Origin of the sequence: Pseudomonas sp. 31-12 (assembly GCF_003151075.1) — a bacterium.
Lineage (GTDB): Bacteria > Pseudomonadota > Gammaproteobacteria > Pseudomonadales > Pseudomonadaceae > Aquipseudomonas.
Window position 1 is genome coordinate 3758163 of record NZ_CP029482.1, and the last position, 19518, is coordinate 3777680.

At 53.9% G+C, this 19518-nt stretch carries 22 protein-coding genes and 1 pseudogene; 11 read left to right on the top strand and 12 right to left on the bottom strand.

Features of this window, described 5'->3' with window-relative positions; all coding sequences use genetic code 11:
- Positions 1-888 precede the first annotated feature (888 nt).
- Both DJ564_RS17665 and DJ564_RS17670 read right to left on the bottom strand, forming a co-directional pair.
- Positions 889-1530: a DUF1109 domain-containing protein gene (locus DJ564_RS17665; RefSeq protein WP_109631942.1), complete on the bottom strand. Its 642-nt coding sequence runs from the start codon at positions 1528-1530 to the stop codon at positions 889-891.
- Positions 1527-2099, bottom strand: coding sequence for a sigma-70 family RNA polymerase sigma factor (locus DJ564_RS17670; RefSeq protein WP_109631944.1), 573 nt, complete (start codon positions 2097-2099; stop codon positions 1527-1529). Before DJ564_RS17670 ends, DJ564_RS17665 begins: the two co-directional genes overlap by 4 nt.
- A gap of 253 nt (positions 2100-2352) precedes the next feature.
- Between DJ564_RS17670 and DJ564_RS17675 the strand changes: the two genes are divergently transcribed.
- The 6 genes and pseudogenes from DJ564_RS17675 to DJ564_RS17695 all read left to right on the top strand — a co-directional run bounded on the left by DJ564_RS17675 (position 2353) and on the right by DJ564_RS17695 (position 5960).
- Complete coding sequence (locus tag DJ564_RS17675) at positions 2353-2625, top strand: DUF2282 domain-containing protein (RefSeq protein ID WP_109631946.1); 273 nt, start codon at positions 2353-2355, stop codon at positions 2623-2625.
- A gap of 28 nt (positions 2626-2653) precedes the next feature.
- Complete coding sequence (locus DJ564_RS17680) at positions 2654-3508, top strand: DUF692 domain-containing protein (protein ID WP_109631948.1); 855 nt, start codon at positions 2654-2656, stop codon at positions 3506-3508.
- Positions 3505-4269, top strand: coding sequence for a DNA-binding domain-containing protein (locus DJ564_RS17685; RefSeq protein WP_109631950.1), 765 nt, complete (start codon positions 3505-3507; stop codon positions 4267-4269). Before DJ564_RS17680 ends, DJ564_RS17685 begins: the two co-directional genes overlap by 4 nt.
- Before the next feature lie 23 nt (positions 4270-4292).
- Complete coding sequence (locus tag DJ564_RS17690; protein ID WP_109631952.1) at positions 4293-4766, top strand: DoxX family protein; 474 nt, start codon at positions 4293-4295, stop codon at positions 4764-4766.
- A 79-nt stretch (positions 4767-4845) separates the two neighbouring features.
- Positions 4846-4974: pseudogene (locus tag DJ564_RS32480) on the top strand (hypothetical protein); the annotation flags it as partial.
- Positions 4975-5048: 74 nt separating this feature from the next.
- Positions 5049-5960, top strand: a complete 912-nt coding sequence (locus tag DJ564_RS17695) for a YeeE/YedE thiosulfate transporter family protein (RefSeq protein ID WP_109631954.1) — start codon at positions 5049-5051, stop codon at positions 5958-5960.
- A 464-nt stretch (positions 5961-6424) separates the two neighbouring features.
- Here the strand turns inward: DJ564_RS17695 and DJ564_RS32035 are convergent, their stop codons facing one another.
- The 6 genes from DJ564_RS32035 to DJ564_RS17725 all read right to left on the bottom strand — a co-directional run bounded on the left by DJ564_RS32035 (position 6425) and on the right by DJ564_RS17725 (position 10518).
- Complete coding sequence (locus tag DJ564_RS32035) at positions 6425-6679, bottom strand: hypothetical protein (protein WP_162556153.1); 255 nt, start codon at positions 6677-6679, stop codon at positions 6425-6427.
- Between the two features lie 135 nt (positions 6680-6814).
- The gene (locus tag DJ564_RS17705) at positions 6815-7348 is read right to left on the bottom strand and encodes an HD domain-containing protein (RefSeq protein WP_109631958.1); all 534 of its coding nucleotides are present in this window, start codon (positions 7346-7348) and stop codon (positions 6815-6817) included.
- A 26-nt stretch (positions 7349-7374) separates the two neighbouring features.
- The gene (locus DJ564_RS17710; RefSeq protein ID WP_371921929.1) at positions 7375-7698 is read right to left on the bottom strand and encodes a Rho-binding antiterminator; all 324 of its coding nucleotides are present in this window, start codon (positions 7696-7698) and stop codon (positions 7375-7377) included.
- A 175-nt stretch (positions 7699-7873) separates the two neighbouring features.
- Positions 7874-8374: a hypothetical protein gene (locus DJ564_RS17715; protein ID WP_109631960.1), complete on the bottom strand. Its 501-nt coding sequence runs from the start codon at positions 8372-8374 to the stop codon at positions 7874-7876.
- A 60-nt stretch (positions 8375-8434) separates the two neighbouring features.
- On the bottom strand, positions 8435-9259 hold the full coding sequence (locus DJ564_RS17720) for an alpha/beta fold hydrolase (protein ID WP_109636081.1): 825 nt from the start codon (positions 9257-9259) through the stop codon (positions 8435-8437).
- A 194-nt stretch (positions 9260-9453) separates the two neighbouring features.
- Positions 9454-10518 (bottom strand): SMP-30/gluconolactonase/LRE family protein, encoded by a 1065-nt coding sequence (locus DJ564_RS17725; RefSeq protein ID WP_109631962.1) that lies wholly within the window; start codon positions 10516-10518, stop codon positions 9454-9456.
- 972 nt (positions 10519-11490) lie between these two features.
- Here DJ564_RS17725 and hmpA point away from each other — a divergent pair.
- The 5 genes from hmpA to DJ564_RS17745 all read left to right on the top strand — a co-directional run bounded on the left by hmpA (position 11491) and on the right by DJ564_RS17745 (position 15929).
- Positions 11491-12672, top strand: coding sequence for an NO-inducible flavohemoprotein (gene hmpA / locus DJ564_RS17730; protein ID WP_109631964.1), 1182 nt, complete (start codon positions 11491-11493; stop codon positions 12670-12672).
- Positions 12673-13048: 376 nt separating this feature from the next.
- Positions 13049-13339 carry a hypothetical protein gene (locus DJ564_RS32040; RefSeq protein ID WP_162556215.1) on the top strand — a complete coding sequence of 97 codons (291 nt, stop codon included), beginning with the start codon at positions 13049-13051 and terminating at the stop codon, positions 13337-13339.
- A 163-nt stretch (positions 13340-13502) separates the two neighbouring features.
- A complete protein-coding gene (locus tag DJ564_RS32830) occupies positions 13503-13661 on the top strand; it encodes a hexameric tyrosine-coordinated heme protein (protein ID WP_218277757.1) in 159 nt (52 codons plus the stop codon).
- Between the two features lie 156 nt (positions 13662-13817).
- Positions 13818-14561 (top strand): SDR family NAD(P)-dependent oxidoreductase, encoded by a 744-nt coding sequence (locus DJ564_RS17740; protein ID WP_109631968.1) that lies wholly within the window; start codon positions 13818-13820, stop codon positions 14559-14561.
- Between the two features lie 957 nt (positions 14562-15518).
- Positions 15519-15929, top strand: coding sequence for a helix-turn-helix transcriptional regulator (locus DJ564_RS17745; RefSeq protein ID WP_109631970.1), 411 nt, complete (start codon positions 15519-15521; stop codon positions 15927-15929).
- Positions 15930-15932: 3 nt separating this feature from the next.
- On the opposite strand, the gene DJ564_RS17750 is transcribed toward DJ564_RS17745, so the two are convergent.
- The 4 genes from DJ564_RS17750 to DJ564_RS17765 form a co-directional block, all read right to left on the bottom strand.
- Positions 15933-16886, bottom strand: coding sequence for a helix-turn-helix domain-containing protein (locus tag DJ564_RS17750; RefSeq protein ID WP_109631972.1), 954 nt, complete (start codon positions 16884-16886; stop codon positions 15933-15935).
- A gap of 133 nt (positions 16887-17019) precedes the next feature.
- The gene (locus DJ564_RS17755; RefSeq protein WP_109631974.1) at positions 17020-17583 is read right to left on the bottom strand and encodes a cysteine hydrolase family protein; all 564 of its coding nucleotides are present in this window, start codon (positions 17581-17583) and stop codon (positions 17020-17022) included.
- A gap of 81 nt (positions 17584-17664) precedes the next feature.
- Positions 17665-18855 (bottom strand): catalase, encoded by a 1191-nt coding sequence (locus tag DJ564_RS17760; RefSeq protein WP_109631975.1) that lies wholly within the window; start codon positions 18853-18855, stop codon positions 17665-17667.
- A 20-nt stretch (positions 18856-18875) separates the two neighbouring features.
- Positions 18876-19496 carry an isochorismatase family cysteine hydrolase gene (locus DJ564_RS17765; RefSeq protein WP_109631977.1) on the bottom strand — a complete coding sequence of 207 codons (621 nt, stop codon included), beginning with the start codon at positions 19494-19496 and terminating at the stop codon, positions 18876-18878.
- Between the last annotated feature and the right edge of the window lie 22 nt (positions 19497-19518).

The following is a 19518-nucleotide window of genomic DNA, read 5'->3' on the forward strand; positions in this document are numbered from 1 at the left end:
GTCGGCAAAACCCTCTAATGTCTAAGTGCGAAAAGCACGAAAAAGCAATCGGGAGCTGACGCGCGAATAGCCCATCATGGCCCTGCATCGAAACGTTGCCGTATTTAGAGGCCGAATATACGTGTGCAGTCGGCACGGGCGCCAAAGCAACGGGGCTTGCAATGAGGAGGAGTCCATATACGGACGTTCCAACTACGTCTGCTTCTGGTCAAAAGCCGCGTACCGGCTGTGTCTAAGAAGTAAGTTGCGATTCAATGGGATGGACTCCTATTCACCTCAATATTTTAATTATCAGGCAGAAGGGGCGAACCACAGTCACAGTGAGAAGGAGTCCACACATGAAGCTAATGCGCATTGGGGGCGACTTGGCTAAAAACGCGTTCAGAACCAATCCACTGCGCTGATCACCCTATCGCAGTCGTTGGCTAGATAGTCACGGTTAAATCCACTGTGTAGATGTGATTTCCAGACTGGCAGTTAACGGGATGCCTCTGCACCAACCAGACCTCCCGGAGCTGCTTGGAGTTTGAGGTCGCGTCGGGCTTCCTCCCAGGTATCGTACTGGTCTGACGTTAGGATCTTGTTAAGAGTTGGCGTGTGCTTACCTTCCCAGTTAAGTGACATGAGGCAAACCTTGGCGGCGGCCTCCCGCGCTTCCCGTGCAATCTCGGCATCTACCCAAGCTTTCCAGGGCAGGACCTCCGTCCACCCGTATTCTGCGAAATTGCACCCTACTTGACCACCCAAGCGCACAGCTAATGACCACCTATTTGCATTCGACCTGACCAGTCATTTTGATTGGATTTGGCTAGGTCAGTTGTACTGATCTCAAACTTGCGACGATAGTCAGTGGTGGAGTCGCTGGATAACTAGCGATTTTCAACCCCACTACCATTGAAGCCAGCGCGGTCCGAGCAGCGCACCGATAACGGTTGGTATCAACATGCCAAGCAAGTACCAGACGCCCCAGAACGGGACTTCCATTTCAGGGCAATGCAGGCAATAGGCAATGGTAGCCATCGCCCCTGAAAGCAGTCCGCCGCAGGCGCCGGCCAGTCTCAGGCGAGTGGGTGCCAACCCGCGCAGCGCCCAAAAGACCGCAATGAACCCCGGAATCGAAAGCAAGGTGATGTTCAGCGAACACACGCGCCAGGTTTTACCGAAGATCATCGAAGCACGTCCGTCAGGGGCTGCTGTCATCAGGACATAGAGGGCGCCCGCCCACACCGCTGCAACCGCAGCAATGACCAGCAGTTGTCCGGCGCCTGGCGAAAGTCCGGGCCTCGCCAGGCGCACAACCTGGCTCAACGCGCCGACCATCAGGCACAGGGGCAAGGCAATCTTTGCCCAGAAAATCGGAGTTGCCGCCACTTCAGCCAGATCCGGACGTGCGCCAAACATGACCATCACCAGCAAGAAGGCCGTTATCAGACCGACCAGCACCGCGACGCCGAAACGCTTTACGAGCGCATGCCGGTCGACCGGTGTAACCCCGGTCGCCAGCATGGAAATAAGATCGTCAGTTTTCATCGTGTACCTCTAATCCTGTCGGCCAACGCCTTAAGCCCGCGATGGATGCCAATCTTTACCGCTGACTCCGAAAGCCCGGTCATTTGCGCGGACTCGGCGACCGACAAGCCTTCAAGCTTCACCTGCTGGATCGGCAAGCGCTGCCGCTCAGGCAGTTGCTCAAGTAACTTGCCGAGGTCGCGATGGGCCTGCTCCGGCTCCAGATGCGGCTCGGCAAACAGCTCCGCCACATCGTCGAGCGAGTCATTGAGTAGTTCATGGCGTGATCTGCCTCGAAAAAAATCTGTGAGCTTGTAGCGGGCTATGGCAAAAACCCACGCCGTCAGTGGCTGATCTGCCAGGTACGTGTTGCGGCTGTTATGAACAGCCAGCAAAACCTCTTGCAGCAAATCCTCGACTTCACCTGGTTGTCGTTGGAGTTTCGCCCGCAGAAAGCCGCGTATATGACCACTTAATTCCGACATGAATACACGGTAAGCCTGTTCGTCTCCCTTTAAACCGGCGAGGAACAGGGTCTGAAGATGCATCTCCCGGCTGCGCAATGCGTCGTTATGTGTAGTTCGTTCCATCGTCTGCTCTAGTTACACGAAGGGAAAAAATATTTCGTACCTACATGATGACGCCAGCGCTAATGACGAGCAGCGGATCATGCTAGCGCTCAAGGGCATAAGGCAACCAGCGGATTTATTTTGCGATTCTGAAAAATATTTTGCGATGCCTGTAACCGGATATGAAATCTCAGCGAACTACTTTTCGGATCGCAAGCACAGCGCACTCCTGCACTGATGCGACGCCCCCTCATCATGACCCCGGAGAATAACCATGAACAATCTGAAACTCGCCGCCCTCGCCGTTGCTTTCTCTTCCTTCGCAGCTGGTGCTATCGCCGCCGAGACCCCAGCCGCAGCCGGCGCCATGGAAAAATGTTACGGCGTCGCCCTGGCCGGTCAGAACGATTGCAAAGCCGGTGCAGGCACCACCTGTGCGGGCAGCGCCAAAATGGACTACCAGGCTAACGCCTGGAAAAACGTCCCGGTAGGGACTTGCACTTCCATCAAGACCCCAAAAGGCATGGGCACTTTGGCACCGAAGTAACTTCCACACCACGGGGCACACGCCAATCATGAAGAATCAAATCCAGATAGGGGCCGGACTCGGCCTCAAACCGAACCACTATCAGGACGCCTTCGACTGCACAGACGAGGGGCTCTGGTTCGAAGTTCATCCGGAAAACTACATGGTCGGTGGTGGCCCCCGTTTGGCATGGCTGGAGGCGATTGGTAGCCGACATCCACTGTCGTTGCACGGTGTATCACTCTCGTTGGCGGCCGATTGTGCGCCGGACGCAGAGCACTTGAAGCGTCTAAAAGAACTCGCTGACCGCATTCAACCCGTATTGGTTTCCGAGCATCTGGCCTGGTCGGCCTGGCGCGGCCAGTACCATCCCGATCTGCTGCCATTTCCCCGCACAGGCGAGGCATTGCGGCGCATAACCCGCAATATCCAACGCACACAAGAGGCGCTTGGGCGTCGAATCGCGATTGAAAACCCGACCCATTATTTACAACTCGATCTCCATGACTACAGCGAACTCGATTTTCTGACTGAGTTGAGTGAGAGGACTGGCTGCGGCTTGTTGCTGGACGTCAACAACGTGCACATCAGTGCGCACAACCTGGGTTTTAACGCCGCCGATTATCTGGATGCCTTTGCGGCCGACGCCATCATGGAGATTCATCTGGCGGGGTTCACCAAGGATCCGGGTGAATCCACGTTACTGATCGACAGCCATGATGCCCCTGTCGCGGAAGATGTCTGGTCGCTGTACCATCGGCTGATCGAGCGGATCGGCCAGCGTCCGACACTGATCGAACGCGACGACCACATCCCCGCTTTCGACGTTTTACTGGCCGAGCGCAACCGAGCGCAGACGTTATTGAACCTTGGGCAAAACCTGCAATTGAAGGTGGCGATATGAACCCCTCACTCGCAAGTTTTCAGGATGCCTTCGTGAGTGCGTTGTTTGGCACTGAATCATCCACGATGGACTCGCTGACCCAACAACCAGGCTTTGCGGTCTATCGCAATACCGTCCTCAAGGGCACGACGGACGCGTTGCTCGCTAATTTTCCTACCATAGAACGGCTGGTCGGCACCGACTGGCTCAAAAGCGCTGCCACCATACACGCCCGGCTTTCACCGCCAACGGATGCCCGATTGCTGAACTACGGAGCGGACTTCCCCGACTTTCTCGACCGCTTCGAACACGCGCAAGACATGCCGTATCTGGGCGACGTCGCCCGTCTGGACCTGCTCTGGACACAGGTTCATTGCGCCGCTGATGAGTCTGGTCTTGGGCTGAACGACTTGGCGCAGTTTCCCGCAACGGAATTGGGCAACTTGCGGCTGACACCACGGGACACCGCCCGTTGGGTCTGGTTGCCGGACTGTCCTGCCTACACGATCTGGTGCGTCAATCGTGAACAACGGGAAATGCCTGAAAAACTCGAATGGCAAGGTGAAGGTGCACTACTGACACGCAAGGCCAGCCTCGTGCATTGGCAGGCTGCCAGTGCCGCAGACTGTGCCTTTCTCGACGCCTGCGCGGCCCACCTGCCCCTCGATGTCGCCGCTGACAGGGCCATTGATGTCGAGTCTGACCTGAACCTGGAAAACCTCATTATTCGCCTGGTGAGTGCTGACGCATTTGTAACGGCGGAACTCCTGACAACCAGTTAATGAAGCCATCAACGGAGCACAGCATGGATAATATCCACACCCGCTCACCTGCCGACGACAATTCCTTGCGTAGCCTCTGGAACCGCGTTGCAACCCGATTGGGCAATCTGATCAGCGATTCGTTTCTGGTGTTGGTGGCACGCATCGCCATCGCCGCCATTTTCTTCATGTCAGGGCGCACCAAAGTCAGTGACGTTCTGACGATTACGCCGAGTACCTACGAACTGTTCCGTACGGAATACGCCTTGCCTCTGATCTCTCCAGAACTGGCGGCACACCTTTCGACCTACAGCGAGCACCTATTTCCACTGCTGCTGGTACTTGGGCTGTTCACCCGTCTATCCGCCTTGGCATTGCTGGGTATGACCTTTGTCATCGAGGTTTTCGTTTACCCCGATGCCTGGCCGACGCACCTGTCCTGGGCGGGATTGCTGCTAATCATCATCGCACGCGGTGCAGGAGCACTTTCGCTGGATCGCAGACTGGGCATCCGGTGATCCATTCACGTATGAAGAAACTCTTGGGCAGGAGTATGCGATTAGTTAACGGCACCCCGACGGCACACATCCAGCGTGAATCGTTGGCTACAACGTGCAGACAGCGGTCGATACGCAGCACCATTTGATCGTTGCGCATGAGGTGACCAACGTCGGTTCCGACCGCGATCAACTCAGCTCGATGGCCAAGCAAGCCCGCGAGGCGACACAAGTAGCCTGATCGAGAGCTACGCTAATGCCTAGTGAGGCCCGGTCCATCAAAATCAGCAGTGGCGCACGAACATGGTTTTCTCTTTACTGATGGCGTTGGTATTAGCGTTCCTGATTGGCTGGGTTTCGCAGCGCATGGGTATGTGTCTTGTCAAAGCGAGCGAACAATTGCTTGCGGGGCGCCCGACCTTGTTTGTGGCACTGACATCGTGTGGATTGTTCGGGTTGATGCTGGCCCCGCTCTATCGTTTCTCCGAGGTCAGCCTGCCGTTGTACTCGCCTGGTATTTCCTATCCTTTACTGGTTTCGGGAGGCTTGTTGTTCGGGGTGGCATCGGTGCTAAACAACGGTTGCAGCGTAGGCACGCTGACCAAGTTTGCCTGTGGCAATTTCAATAAACTGTTCACAATGATCGGCTGGGTCCTGGGGATCGTGCTCTGGCATTACATGCGCATGATGCCCGAACAGAAGACCATTCTGATGCCGGAAATTTCCAGCCGCCATTACTGGCTGTTGATCGGTGTAGTGGCACTGGTGCTGATATTTTTGGTCGGCATACATGGTAATAAACACCTGGTGCTCTCCAGTATCCTGCTGGGTGCGTTGACAAGTGCGCTCTATACGTTAGAACCGTTATGGACACCTAGTGTGTTTTTTTACAATGTTGCGCAGATGTTCTGGCAAGCCGATATGGCAATCAGCACCCGGCGTATTGCGGTGTTCGTTATGTTGCTGGCAGGTATGCTAAGTTTTACCCTGTACAGGAAAACGTTCCGTTTCGAGGCCTTTACCCCATCAAAGGTTGGCGTTCATTTGTTGGCGGGTATTTTGATGGGGATCGGGGCTTCGATGATGCTCGGCGGTAACGACTCGCAAATACTGTTGGTGTTTCCAACACTGGGCGTTACTTCAAGCATTCCACTGGTGTCGATTGCCACAGGCATTCTGGTGTCATTGTGGTGCAAAAAACGCGGTACGAGTTGAACTCGTCAAAACCAACCACTTGAAGCTGCCTTCTTGAATTTTGGCATTTCATTAATCCACAAGCCGCAGAATTTAACTTACTGTAAGACGCCGCGTACATCACTCAATTTCATACCAACAGCACATGCTTGACTGACGGCCCACGCCTACCAGCGCCGTTGGCTGGCAATTGCCTGGACTTGTTTCACTTGTTCGATCCGGGCTGTGTGAAAACGTAGCGAGCAGAGGCAGAACAAGGCAAAAAATAGGCAAGAAACGGCCTGGGTCGCGCCCGACTTTACGAGTTGTAAATGAGCATTCCGAGCCTGTTTTTAACGCAATAATGCCGAGCGCATTAGTTTTCACACATTCTACACCCGGACAGGACGCGCAAGAATTTTTTGCCGCAGATCGGCTAGTCCAGTCGATTGAAAGTGCCTAGGCACTTGTCGACACTTCATCCCACGCAAAAGTCAGAAGCCATTTCAAAGATACTGGCTCGTGATTAGGATGAAGAAAAAAAGTCCCCTAGTGCAGGCATTGGGGCTATGGCTGATTTCATCCGATTCTGTTGAAAAAGTCGGTCCTTCCAAGCTACTCGCGTACTGACTGCTGAAAACGCCTTTTTTGCGCGCAGCTACGCGAAATCTGAGCCCGGAATCATCAAAAGTAAAGATTTCAATCTCAAGCGCGTACTTTTCTGCCGTGGAAACCATGGCCGACTTTTTCAACAGAATCATCCATTAGCTGTCCTTCACGAAGGGCAGCTTTGGGTCGATTTTTGCCTGTCGCAACCGTCACCTTTGGGTCGAAAACGATCGCATAAGCAGTTGCTGCAATTCCTTCCCAGCGAAAAAAGTCGAAGCACAATGGATCTAAAGCCGCATCATTGGGAGTGGACTGAACGGATGGGAAAGCAGCCGATTCAAAGACAATTTTAAAAGACGAAGGTGAAAGCCCTTGTCCGGAAAATAACCGAAAACCAACTGGCGCTGAGTTTTCGTGATGCCAAATGCGAGAAGACCGTGTGTCACGTCCACCCAATCAGCTTTTCTGAAAATCTCCACCAGCCCCTGCGGGTCGCCCTGGCTGCGTAAGATCTTATGATGATTCTGAATCATGGCGATGATCTCCTCGCACCAGCCATGACGACCGGTTTCCTCAAGAAAGTCCTTGGCTAGGCCTTCGGATGGAGCCAAATAGTCGAATGTCTTGTGAGTCCAGATACCGAGGTCATGGAATGCGCCGGCGATGGCAACTTTCTCAAGATCAACCCCAGTAAGTGAACTCATCAATGAGCAAAAATTGATCATTCGGTACACGTGATTTCGATAGGCCAAAAAATCTGAGCCTAACGCCATGTGGTTCCGTTGAAGAAGATCGTCTAGCAGCTCGATTTTGGTGATCATCCCTTCTCCTTTCGTGCCTCGACTCGCTATCCAGCATACTCAGTATTTAGTAGCACCGTGTCATCCGGTGATAACACCAATCTTGTGAGTTCGGCGCCCAGCTTTAAAGGAGTAATGGCTCGTATTCGGTCCAGCCTGACTTCACGCACCGCCTCCGCGAAACCGAGACATAAGAATTCTCCGTGATGCTGATTAATTCTTATCATTAACGCCAAGGCCGCAAACTGGCCGCCCTCCTTCAGCTCTACCAAAACACGATAGTGATGCCTGCACGCGATCGCTAGATACTCATGCAGCTCACGACTGATCGGCTCGTACGAATTTTGCGAAAGCTGGTTCAATACCCTCAAATCTCATCCTTGGAGGTTGGCCATCAAAAGCAGTCGTCGAAGGTTTATTAAATAAGGAGGAAGTCTCGATCAGACTGAGCAGCATGAGACGCCGGTTGAAAGCATTAGCTCGGGCCACGCTTTTGCATTCAACGCCTCGCCTATCACGATGCTTCTCGGCTGGTAGCGAACCGCGTCACGCGGTACCGGCTAGACGGTGTGACCTGCGGATACTCACAATTTGTGCGGCCGCGCCTACCAGGTAAATCAGGAAACAAACCCCGACCAGCATCTTGAGTGCAGGGTCTTCTGGACCAGCAAAAACTGGGTGGCCCACGGGTACTCTCGTTCCCGTTTCAGTGAGGCCGGGGATGAAGTGGAAGAAGAAAGTTAGTGAGTAACCCAAAACAGCAATGTACCGGTAAAGGCCACGCTGGCTAGCGGGGCTCTCTGCCAAATAAGCGATGGCCAACACAATTAGTGTTGTGATTGACAGAATATGCGGAGCGCCAAAACCTCCGTGATGAAAGATAAACAGCCCTGTGATACTGGTTGCTACGGTGAACCACACGTAGATCCGACCTGAGCGCGTGCGAGAGTTGATTTCGCCGTGATTCAGGAGAGTAACGATTGCTCCGGCGACTGCTACTAGGGCGAGGACTGTGTGCAGCATGCCGAAAGGTGTCATACCCAACATAAGACGGCCTCCAACTAAGGCGCTTCGGTGGAGCTACGCGCCGTTTCAGATATGTGCTTCTCAGGATTTTACAAATGCCAGAAGGTCGGCATTCAGCCGTTCCTTGTGGGTGTCGGTAATGCCATGAGGAGCGCCTTCGTAGACGATCAGTTTGCTGTCCTTGATCAGTTTGGCCGAAGCACGACCCGCTGCATCGATCGGTACGATCTGATCGTCATCACCATGAATGATCAGCGTTGGCACATCGAACTTCTTCAGATCCTGGGTGAAATCGGTTTCCGAAAACGCCTTGATGCTGTCGTAGGTGTTCTTGTGCCCCCCCAACATGCCTTGCATCCACCAAGCATTGATGACGCCTTGCGATGGCTTCGCACCAGGGCGGTTGTAGCCAAAGAATGGACCGCTCGGAATGTCGATGAACAACTGAGATCTATTGGCTAAGAAGGCTTCGCGAATGTCATCAAAGACCTTAATGGGCAGGCCGTCGGGATTGGCTTCAGTTTTGACCATCAAGGGCGGCACGGAAGATATAAGCCCGGCCTTCTTCACGCGTTTGGTGCCATGACGACCAATGTACCTCGCCACCTCGCCTCCGCCCGTGGAGAAACCGAACAGGGTCGCGTCCTTCACATCAAGGTGGTCGAGCAACTGCGCCAGGTCATCCGCATAGTGGTCCATGTCATTGCCGTCCCAGGGTTGGCTGGAGCGGCCATGACCACGCCGGTCGTGGGCGATGCAGCGACAGCCGTTGGAAGCTAGGTGAAACATCTGCGACTCCCAACTGTCCGCGTCGAGCGGCCAGCCATGGCTGAAGACCACAACCGGGCCTTTGCCCCAATCCTTGTAATAGATGTCTACGCCTTCTTTGGTGGTGAAAGTACTCATGGTTTTACGCACTCCTTTGGAGGTTTTCTGGGTGGAAGCGGGTGTAGCTGATTGCGAAGCCGCCAGGCTCAAGCCCGGCAGCCAGGCGCCGATCGCCAGGACTGCGCCGCCCATGAGGAGCGCGCGCCGGGCTTCATCGATGTCGAATTTTTGTTTTGTCATGATTCCCTCGAACTGTTGCCATGGCTGAAACCTCACTGCGTATCGAGCAGCGGAATCACGAAACTCACCAGATTCCACCGCGTGACCTCCTCTTCCCACTCATCCCCGCTGGCAGCCGTCAACGGGAAAGCCAGGTTGGCCACGATCATCCGCTCGCCCTGGACCGCACCGCCGGATGGAAACAGCAATCCCTTGGGCGCACCGTCTGCGCCGATGCCAAGAAATTGCCCGACACGCGCCCTCACCCGACCCTGCTCGTCGAGGGCGACCATCGCATCAGACTGATTGGACGCCACCCATAAAAAGCCATCGTGAAACAGCAAACCATCCGCCCCGAAAACACTTTCAGCGAGGACGCTCACTGGCCCTCCGGGCATCGGCATGCGCAATACGCGACCATCGCCGGCATTGTTGATGTAGAGCAGCGTTTCGTCGGCATTGAATGCGAGCCCGTTGGCGCCGAATGGCAATGCGGCTGTCGTGGCGAACAACGGATCACGGGCGATGGTTGACAAGGCGCAAGGCGCGCACGAGGTAGCCTTGTCGACGCGATAGATCGCACCTTGAAAAGAGTCGGAGATGTACAAGTTGCCGTGACGATCGAAAACCATACCGTTAGGACCGGGCATGCCCTTGGAACCAAAGGTGATCACATCCTGGCTGCCGTCCGGATTATCGACGTGGCGCGGCGGTGGCGCTGGGGGCGTCAGCGCGAGGAATGTCAGAAGGTGCTCGACGGGGGTTGCGGACGTGAAATCGGCAGCGATGCGTTGCAATTTCGCAGCACCAAAATTCAGGATGTAAATCTGGTTACCCTTGAATTCGACGCCAGTGAGTGGCGTCTGACCAAAATCACGCTGGGCAAGTAGTTTGCCGTCGGCCGAGTAGCGGAGCAGCTGGTTGTTGCGCAATGTCGCGGGAGCACGTACGTCAAAAGTGCCGACATATACTTCGCCATTCAGCGGATTCACCGCCAAGCCCTCGGGATTACGAACCCCTTCAGGAAGTTCGGCGAAAGGTTTTACCGGCCCGTACATCACGTCCAGCTGCGCCGCGTTGATTAGGCCGACCGGTAACAAGGCGCACACCACGGCCATGCAGAGCCTTATGCTCACTTCTGACACTCCCATCACGGTGAGTCGGACAATCAAGCGGATTTGCTTACAGGTTCGACACTCAAAGCATGCGCAAACTGATCACGTGCGGACTACGTAAATTCGGCAAGTTGAACAGCTGCAAGCAGATTCACGAAACTACGCCGTCAAGAGAATATCTCGTGATTTGCCGGTTTTACGTAGTGCAGTCCTTCAGATGGAGAGAACCTTGGCCTAACCCAGTTTGATCGCAGGTTGAGTGGAAAGCCCCAGGCAATGATCTTGATTACAAACACGGTGCCGTCAACGGCGCGTCCACCTGGCAGCAAGTGAAGCGTAAGCCAAGAATGGAGAGGGTGATGGAGTAATGAAACGCTACGACGACTAACCGATTCGCCAGCCCGAGTTATGCCATCAGGCCGGAAGGGCGAACATACATTGCGCTCGATAGATCAGGAAGTGTTTTGGCGTCGGACAAAATCGCTTCCTGCACACCCGTCGACTGCACCTGGCACGCGTAGTGCTAGTCTATGCAGAGTATTGGTCGAGGGTGTAACGAGGAATCGCTTCTCCGCTCCACCCCTACAATGTAGAAAAGTCTGCAATAAGCAATCGGTACGGCCTTTCTGCTAATCGAGAATTGGTGAGGACAATTTAAACAATCAATTGTCTTGTTGACGGGTCCAAATACCCAACTTGATTATGGGTTGAGCGTGAAAAAAACCAATAACTTGGCAGACCGCCGATCGATTTTAAGCGAACCAAAAATTTTATAAATGCGCACGTACTCCCATACGCAAACTATGAGACTTAAGAGAAAATCGACGATCATAATGTCTACCACAAGTACAAATAACCACGCACTCGACTTGGGTAATTTCAACTAAACATAAGTTCAGATGCATTATATCTCTGACACTAAAACTGATATATGTAGACAACCATTGTATGCCCTAGTCGTTCAGGAGTTCCCTTATGCTTAGCGCTCAAGACCGTGCCATCGTGAAATCTACTGTTCCTCTTCTGGAAAAGGACGGTGAAGCCCTGATAACTCACTTCTACCGCATGATGTTGTCCGAGTACCCGGAAGTGCGCCCGCTATTCAACCAGGCGCACCAAGCTTCCGGCGACCAGCCGCGCGCTCTTGCCAATGGCGTACTGATGTATGCGCGACACATCGACCAGCTCGACCAGTTGGGCGACTTGGTGACCAAGATCATCAACAAACACGTTGCTCTGCAAATCCTGCCGGAACACTACCCGATCGTCGGTAACTGCCTGCTACGCGCCATCGGGGAAGTGCTGGGCAAGGAAATCGCCACCCCAGAAGTCATCGCTGCGTGGGGTGCGGCTTACGGTCAACTGGCGGAAATCCTGATCGGTGCCGAAACCAGCATCTACGACCAGAAAGAACAGGCACCTGGCGGCTGGCGCGGAGCGAGAGAATTTATCGTGTCGGCCAAGGTAAAGGAAAGCGCGGAAATCACATCGTTCTATTTTGAACCGGCAGACAAAAGCCCGATTCTGGCAGCAGAGCCAGGCCAATACATCGGCATGAAACTGATCCTCGATCGAGAAGAAATTCGCCGTAACTACTCGCTGTCGGCCCTCGCGAACAAAGGCCAGTACCGTATCAGCGTTAAGCGGGAACCCGGTGGTCGCGCCTCTAACCATCTGCACGATGAGTTGCATGTTGGTTCGAGCATTCTGCTTTTCCCACCGTCGGGGGAATTCACTCTGACACATAGCGACAAGCCATTGGTGCTGATCAGCGGCGGCGTCGGCATCACCCCGACTTTGGCGATGCTTGAAGCTGCCCTGGAAACCGAGCGCCCAGTGCACTTCATCCACTGTGCCCGTAACGGTGTGGTCCACGCGTTCCGCGACTTCATCGACGGGCTGGCTGAGCGTCATCCACAACTCAACCACTTCTACTGCTATGCCGAAGATGATGGCGTCAGCCCGGCCGCGCACAAGATTGGCCAATTGAGCCTGGAGCAACTGGAGGAGTGGCTGCCAGCTGAGCGTGACGTGGACGTTTACTTCCTTGGGCCGAAAGGCTTCATGGCAGCGGTCAAGCGTCATCTTAAGGCGCTGGGTGTGCCTGAGAAGCAAAGCCGTTACGAGTTTTTCGGCCCTGCCTCCGCGCTGGAGTAACGTATAGATCAGAAAGGAGGTATGTCCCGAGGCACCCATCGAGGATCCTTCGCGGGCAAGCCACTTTCAAGTTTTCGGCTCCCAAGCAAAAAAAGGAAAAGGTAACATTTGGGCAGTTACAACAAAAGTTGCGGTGCATTCTGTATGTGACTCGAACAAGTATAGATAACGCATGACCAACCAATCTGATTTAACAGAAAGTTGGTACAATCGCTCAAGCGGTAATTTATCGACGAACCGTTTTTTGGCAAAAACGGAACTCAGCGGAAAAGTTGCGAGCATGAACAACTAGTTTGCTTAGTGACGCGACAGATAAATAAATTGTGCGCCTGATCAGGTTTCTGATTTTTCTTCCGCTGCATTTAGAGTGTGACGTATGAATGAAGTTAACGATTCAAACAGGCACTTGGAGCAGATCCGTCGCTCGCCTCTATTTCGCTGGGCCCTAGCCCTACAATGGCTGGGAATTTTTCTATTTTTACTTGCGCTGGGTCTTGCGCTATTTTCTGATCTGCTTCAGGTGATTGGAGGAGTCACCCTAATTGCAGTGCTTGGAATGCTAGGTTTGCTGTCACTCGTGCCAGCACGTTTTATTTTGACGGTTCAATTGATGTCGCCTAAACGCTCTCATCATGCAGACGCAATCAAAAAGCCGCCTGATGTCTAACTCTTTCAAAACGCCTACTCTTAATTGTTTCCCACCTGTTAAATTTTAGCATTTACCAGACAAAGCCAAGCAATAAACCAAGCTCAACCAGATAAATTCGCACCGTATGTCTTCTAATGAGGATTATAAATAGAGCACTATATAACTTATACCGGGCGGAGGCTTGATCCTCCCCACCGCTGAAGCGGGTCGCCAGTTGGCGATTAACGTGGCCAGACTGTCCATCAAGGTCAACAAACTTGATGATGCCGTTCGCTCCAGACTGCGGCCTAGCTCGATTGCAGGGGACGACCTATCTTGGCGAGCATTTAGCGCCAATTAGGTCAAAACGACACAGCTGCGGTCATTCTGACTACATTCATAATGCAGTCACAATGACAGCAATCTGCCCAAATATCTGATTTTCCTTATTATTTTAATTGGCACGCTTTCTGATGAGGTCATCTTCCCTTATTTCGCAAACCCAAGGAGAGATCCAATGATTAATGAATTCGAAAACCGTCTCGCAGTAGTGACTGGAGCCAGTTCCGGTATTGGGCTGGCCGTTACCCACCGCCTGCTTGAAAACGGCGCAAAGGTTCTGGCGATGGCTCGTAATACCGGCGGTCTCAGCGCATTGATTGAGCAGTTCGAAGACAACTTGTTTCTACTGGACGGCGATGTAACCCTCGCGGACGATCAAGTCAGGCTTGCACAATGCGCAGCGGAAATCGGCCCAGTGCATTTTCTGGTACCCAATGCTGGTATCGCACAACTGGCTGATGGGCTGGACATATCGGCTTTCGATCGGCAGTGGGCAGTCAATGGCGCGGCCGCGCTCTGTACATTGAGCAGCCTGCGCAGCCAACTGGCGGACAAGGCCTCAGTAGTGTTTATTGGAACATTTTTGCAACAAAGCACTTTTCCTGGTCTGGCCGCCTACATTGCTTCCAAGGCTGCACTAAGGGCGCAAGTGCGCACACTGGCGGTCGAACTCGCTCCCCAGGGCGTACGCCTTAACATGGTTTCTCCAGGGCCGACGGCGACGCCGATCTGGAACACCCTTGGTCTCGATGACGAAGCACTTGGCGCTGTCGCCAGCACGGTAAAGCAACGCCTATTGGCTGGCGAATTTTTGGAGCCGGGTGCCGTAGCGGATGTCATCCTTTTCCAGCTGAGCCAAGGCGCACGAAGTGTGTTTGGACAGGACTGGGTAGTAGATGGCGGCTACACCTTGCGTTGAAACTTCTGCCGCTCGTCTCGGTAATACGAATTATGCCCTTCTGACAGACATGCGAGATGCGGTCTGTGACCACACGGCAGTCTAAATTGTCCAGCCTTGTCCTCCCTCAACCCGAGGACAAGCACACAATTGCCTCATATCGGGATCAGCCTTGGAGCAAGGGAGCTTGTAGACAGAAGGCCCCTCCCCGCTCAATTAGAGATGACTGAAAACCACGTCAGCTCCCAAATTGCGGAATAGAAACGAGATCTGGCTCTCATCAACTCGGTAATCGACAGCAAACTGCACGCCTTTAGGTTAACCAAGCTGCGAGTACGAGACATTGTATATAGGAGCGTCTGTCATCAGGAGCCATCGTGATACAGTAGAAACTTGCTCAGATCTTCTCTCAACCAAGCAAGTCGATGCAAGTGTTGCAACCATTGGTCTTGACACGACGATGGAGAGCACTAATGCGTTTTTCTAATACTATAAATGGTCTTTTTAGAAAATTTTAAAAGGAAAAAGGTGACAGGCGTTGTTTTTGTCAAAAACATATATGCATTTCCGACTTTCACGAAACTTCGAGTTGCAAACACTTCCAAGCATACCCGCAATTGGCTTCACCTATCAGTTCACTACGTCATGCTGCGCCGCTGCCGGCATCCTCGCCGGCTACAGAGGCAAGATAAACACCATGACAATGGAGTGGCTAGTGCTCACGTCTGACACTCCCATCACGACGACTCGAACAACCAGCAAATTAGTATAAAAGCTCCAAACGACTACAGCATGCGTAAATCAAAAAAGTCATAACTACGTAGATTCGGCAGATGTAGGATTTCCAATGTTTGCAGAGCAAAAAATTCCCCATGTGGAAAAGTTCCTAAGTTTGCCTGTTTTACGTAGTGCGTATCTGGAGATGGGGAGAGTCTTGAACAACTCGTTCCACTTGACTGAGCTGGCTAGGAGGTGGAAATGGAAAAGCACCTAGGCACACTTTTGAATCCACATCCCGCGCCGTCAGCCGCGCGCATGGGCTGGCAACAGGCGAAGCGCCAAGCCAATATCGATAAAGTGTTGGAGTTGCTGCAACACAACGATGATCACGCGATTAGCTTATCCGACCTGCGTCGCTGTGCCGGTATCAGCGAACGTACATTGCGATCGATTTTCAAGGAAGTGTTCGGCGTCGGTCCCAATCGTTACTTGCATATCCGCCGACTTCATTTGGTCCGAGTAGCGCTGTCGATCGCCAATCCGAATACGGGGTCTGTTAGTCAGATTGCATGTCGATTCGGCTTCTCAGACGCCGGACGTATGGATTCTGATTACCACCGGATCTTCGGAGAGTACCCCCGTCAAACGCTCATCAGGACGCTGCTTTGAGCCCTAGGTTCGTGCAGACGTCAACTCCTTCGCGGTCTTTAGCGATTGCGCCGGCAGCACTCCAAAATACTGGCGATACAGACTGGCGAACCGGCCAAAGTCCCAGACGCCGAAGCGCGCACAGATAGTGGTAATCGTATCCTCGGGTCCGGCGTGGCGGATGGCGTCGCGAATCCCATGCAAGCGGCGAATCATCAGATACCGATGCGGGCTCATGCCCAAGTATTCGTTGAACACATTGCGTACAGTGCGCTCCGAGGCACAGGTGGCCTGACAGAGGTCTTCAGTGTAAACGGACTGGATCTCCAGCGTATCCAGCAATTCCAATGCTCGCTTGAGTATCTCTTTGTGATCGCGATGGTGCCGTGGTGCGGCGTGAAGCGGGTCTACGGGCAGCAGCATGCGGAAGACCACATCCATCACCTCCCGCCGTGCGGCCTCCTCAGCCGACTCGTTGTGCAGTATTTCGGGGGTTTGGGCCTCGATCTGGAACAGACGACGTGCCAGCCATAGCAACGGACCGAGATTACGCTGGGCATTGCTGACCAGGTTGCGATGCAATACGCAAAAGTCAAACTCATCCTCACGCACCGATGCCCAGCGCAGCACCAACTCGCAGGACATCGCCACCGTTAGCCAACTGGCCGGGCTTTTTGCGTTGATGTGGAACATGGCATTGGGCACCATCCAGCCGATGCGTCGGCGATTGAACGGATGGCCGTCGACCAGGGTGGACTCATGCCCCGTCAGCGGCAGGAAAATGTTGAAGTAGCCGGGCAGGCCGATACCCGTGTACACCGTGCCTGCGCCCTCGCGCCCGCTCATCAGGGCCACGCCGTTCAAATCGACGACGTTAAGTTGCCAGTCCCGTTGCTGCCGCGTGCGCAGCACATAGCGGCCCTGAACCCCGTACAATGCCTCTTCGAATTCGTCGAATTCCGAGCAAATCAGCTGCATCGCCACACCTCACCTGTCCCGAACAGTAGAAGGCAGCCTCCGTGCCAGATCGGTCCAGGTGATCAGCATAGACCACGAAATGGCAGGCGGATGGACGACTATGGCCGTCCATCCGCCTGCCCGGTGCAATGGATCAACGGCTCAGATATTCGCTGGTGGATATGACCGGCGCGTAACCGAAACTCAGTGCAGCCATAAACGCGGCATGCACATGCGCGGCCGGCACCTTGACCCCATTGAACTCCAGGTCGAGCGTGGCACAGGCGTCGTGCAGTACGGTGGTGGTGTAGCCGAAGTCGATCGCCGCGCGGGTCATACCGTCCACGCACATGTGGCTCATATTACCGACGACCACCACTTCGTTGACCCCGTGCTGATCTAGTATGGCTTTCAGTTCGGTCTCACGGAACGAATTGATGAAGTGTTTGAGCACCACGGGCTCGTCTTCGCGATTTTTTGCGCTGTCGTGTATCTGCGCACCCTCACTGCCGGGGCGGAAAAAGGGCGCGTTATCGTCCTTGAATTCGTGACGAATATGCACCACCAAATCGCCGCGCTCACGAAAGCGATCAATCACTCGCGCCGCCTGGGCGGCCGCGTCCTCGACGTGCGAAAGAGCCCATCTGCCACCTGGAAAATAATCGTTTTGGATATCAACGACCACGAGTGCTTTCTTGTTCGAATCAGTACTGCCCATGATTTTTCTCCCAATCGCGTATTACAGAAATGGGGTGGCCTGCCGGGCTTGTCCCTTCAAGTTGGCCGGACGCCCTTAGACTTACTTCGCATTTTCCAATTCTTGCGCTACGAGACTCAGACCAAGTGCTTGCGCCACTCCATCACCGTATGCAGGATCGGCCTTCGAGCAATTGACGATATGGCGGTGCTTGATCATCACCGGAGCGTCACCCATAGCCCGTGCCGTATTCTGGAACAACAGTTGTTGCTGAAGCGGCGTCATTAGTCGAAAGAGATTACCGGGCTGCTCGTAATGATCTTCGACCACACTCTGATCCCAATGGGCCGCATCGCCGTCCAGGGCCAGCGCCGGCTCGTGGAGTTGCCTGTGATCCTGCCATTCGCCAAAACTATTGGGAAAATAGGACAACGTTGAACCGAGGTTGCCATCAGTGCGCATTGCACCATCGCGGTGGTAACTGTGGAATGGACACCGTGGTGCGTTGACCGGGATATGGTTGAAGTTCACGCCCAGCCGATAGCGCTGTGCATCACCATATGAAAACAGGCGTGCCTGAAGCATTTTGTCTGGCGAAAAACTCACGCCAGGCACAACGTTAGCGGGCGAAAATGCCGCTTGTTCAACCTCGGCAAAATGGTTTTCCGCGTTCCGGTTTAGCTCCAGTACTCCTACCTCTTCAAGCGGAAATTCGCCATGTGGCCACACTTTGGTCAAGTCGAAGGGGTTGTGACGATGCGTACGAGCCTGTTCCTCAGTCATAGTTTGTATGCACAGTTTCCAGCGTGGAAATTCGCCGCTCTCAATGCATTCATAGAGATCACGCAAGTGGCTCTCGCGATCGCTGCCCACTACCTCGGCCGCTTCTCGGAAGAAGAACACAGGGGTGTTATTGCCAACGATGTCCCAGTTACCTTCGTCGGTATACAGCTTCACCGCAAAGCCGCGAATGTCGCGTTCGGCATCGGCGGCGCCGCGCTCCCCCGCCACAGTGGAAAAACGCACGAATGCCGGCGTCTGCTTGCCGACCTCGGCAAACAGACTGGCTTTGCTGAAATGGCTGATATCGGCGGTGACGGTGAAGGTTCCGTAGGCACCGGCACCCTTGGCATGCATGCGCCGCTCCGGAATAACCTCCCTGTCGAAATGCGCCAGCTTTTCCAGCAGCCAAATATCTTGCAACAGCGCAGGCCCGCGTGGCCCAGCAGTCTGGATATTGAGGTTGTCGACGACCGGCGCGCCGGTGGCGTGGGTCAGGTTTTTATCGTTCATCAGGTTGACCTCTCAGGGCACTAACGAAGCAATTCGACCAGATCGCTAGTGGTAACGATGGCATGCGCGTATGTCGGTCCATTGATCTCATGCGCCGCATTCATGGCCTCTTTGGAAAACGCTGCTGTGGCGTCCTTCACAAGCGTCACGTGATAACCCAACTCAGCCGCAAATTTTCCGGTCGTCTCGATACAGGTGTTGGCCAGCATGCCGACGATGATGACTGTGTCGATGCCGTGTTGTTTGAGCTGGAAATCAAGATCTGTGTTGGCAAAGCCGCTACCGCCCCAATGTTCCTGAATGACCACATCATTCGGTTGCGGTAAAAAATCAGGATGCCACTCCCCTCCCCAACTACCGGCGGCAAAAACCTGGGCCTTGCCTGCGCCCAATTGATAAGGGCTAGGGTGCTTCCATCCCTGGAAATCCTGCGGCGTGGAACGATGATGAGGAACATAAAAAACAGGCAGCCCCGCACTTCGAACTGCCGTGACAACTTTGCAAAGATTGTTTAGCGTGTCGACCGAATCAGCGATTGTTTTGGCTAATCCCGACAGCTTTCCTCCCTCGCTGAGGAAGTCGTTATAAGGATCAACCAATAACAAGCCGGTGCTCTTGCGAGAATAATTGGCAGCGCTCATGAGACCTCCAGGAATGGCGTTA

What these genes read in the sequence shown, in the direction of transcription:
- DJ564_RS17665 (WP_109631942.1), bottom strand. Translation starts at nt 1,530, where the DNA reads ATGAAAACTGACGATCTTATTTCCATGCTGGCGACCGGGGTTACACCG.
- DJ564_RS17670 (WP_109631944.1), bottom strand. Translation starts at nt 2,099, where the DNA reads ATGGAACGAACTACACATAACGACGCATTGCGCAGCCGGGAGATGCAT.
- DJ564_RS17675 (WP_109631946.1), top strand. Translation starts at nt 2,353, where the DNA reads ATGAACAATCTGAAACTCGCCGCCCTCGCCGTTGCTTTCTCTTCCTTC.
- DJ564_RS17680 (WP_109631948.1), top strand. Translation starts at nt 2,654, where the DNA reads ATGAAGAATCAAATCCAGATAGGGGCCGGACTCGGCCTCAAACCGAAC.
- DJ564_RS17685 (WP_109631950.1), top strand. Translation starts at nt 3,505, where the DNA reads ATGAACCCCTCACTCGCAAGTTTTCAGGATGCCTTCGTGAGTGCGTTG.
- DJ564_RS17690 (WP_109631952.1), top strand. Translation starts at nt 4,293, where the DNA reads ATGGATAATATCCACACCCGCTCACCTGCCGACGACAATTCCTTGCGT.
- DJ564_RS17695 (WP_109631954.1), top strand. Translation starts at nt 5,049, where the DNA reads ATGGTTTTCTCTTTACTGATGGCGTTGGTATTAGCGTTCCTGATTGGC.
- DJ564_RS32035 (WP_162556153.1), bottom strand. Translation starts at nt 6,679, where the DNA reads ATGATTCTGTTGAAAAAGTCGGCCATGGTTTCCACGGCAGAAAAGTAC.
- DJ564_RS17705 (WP_109631958.1), bottom strand. Translation starts at nt 7,348, where the DNA reads ATGATCACCAAAATCGAGCTGCTAGACGATCTTCTTCAACGGAACCAC.
- DJ564_RS17715 (WP_109631960.1), bottom strand. Translation starts at nt 8,374, where the DNA reads ATGTTGGGTATGACACCTTTCGGCATGCTGCACACAGTCCTCGCCCTA.
- DJ564_RS17720 (WP_109636081.1), bottom strand. Translation starts at nt 9,259, where the DNA reads ATGAGTACTTTCACCACCAAAGAAGGCGTAGACATCTATTACAAGGAT.
- DJ564_RS17725 (WP_109631962.1), bottom strand. Translation starts at nt 10,518, where the DNA reads ATGGCCGTGGTGTGCGCCTTGTTACCGGTCGGCCTAATCAACGCGGCG.
- hmpA (WP_109631964.1), top strand. Translation starts at nt 11,491, where the DNA reads ATGCTTAGCGCTCAAGACCGTGCCATCGTGAAATCTACTGTTCCTCTT.
- DJ564_RS32040 (WP_162556215.1), top strand. Translation starts at nt 13,049, where the DNA reads ATGAATGAAGTTAACGATTCAAACAGGCACTTGGAGCAGATCCGTCGC.
- DJ564_RS17740 (WP_109631968.1), top strand. Translation starts at nt 13,818, where the DNA reads ATGATTAATGAATTCGAAAACCGTCTCGCAGTAGTGACTGGAGCCAGT.
- DJ564_RS17745 (WP_109631970.1), top strand. Translation starts at nt 15,519, where the DNA reads ATGGAAAAGCACCTAGGCACACTTTTGAATCCACATCCCGCGCCGTCA.
- DJ564_RS17750 (WP_109631972.1), bottom strand. Translation starts at nt 16,886, where the DNA reads ATGCAGCTGATTTGCTCGGAATTCGACGAATTCGAAGAGGCATTGTAC.
- DJ564_RS17755 (WP_109631974.1), bottom strand. Translation starts at nt 17,583, where the DNA reads ATGGGCAGTACTGATTCGAACAAGAAAGCACTCGTGGTCGTTGATATC.
- DJ564_RS17760 (WP_109631975.1), bottom strand. Translation starts at nt 18,855, where the DNA reads ATGAACGATAAAAACCTGACCCACGCCACCGGCGCGCCGGTCGTCGAC.
- DJ564_RS17765 (WP_109631977.1), bottom strand. Translation starts at nt 19,496, where the DNA reads ATGAGCGCTGCCAATTATTCTCGCAAGAGCACCGGCTTGTTATTGGTT.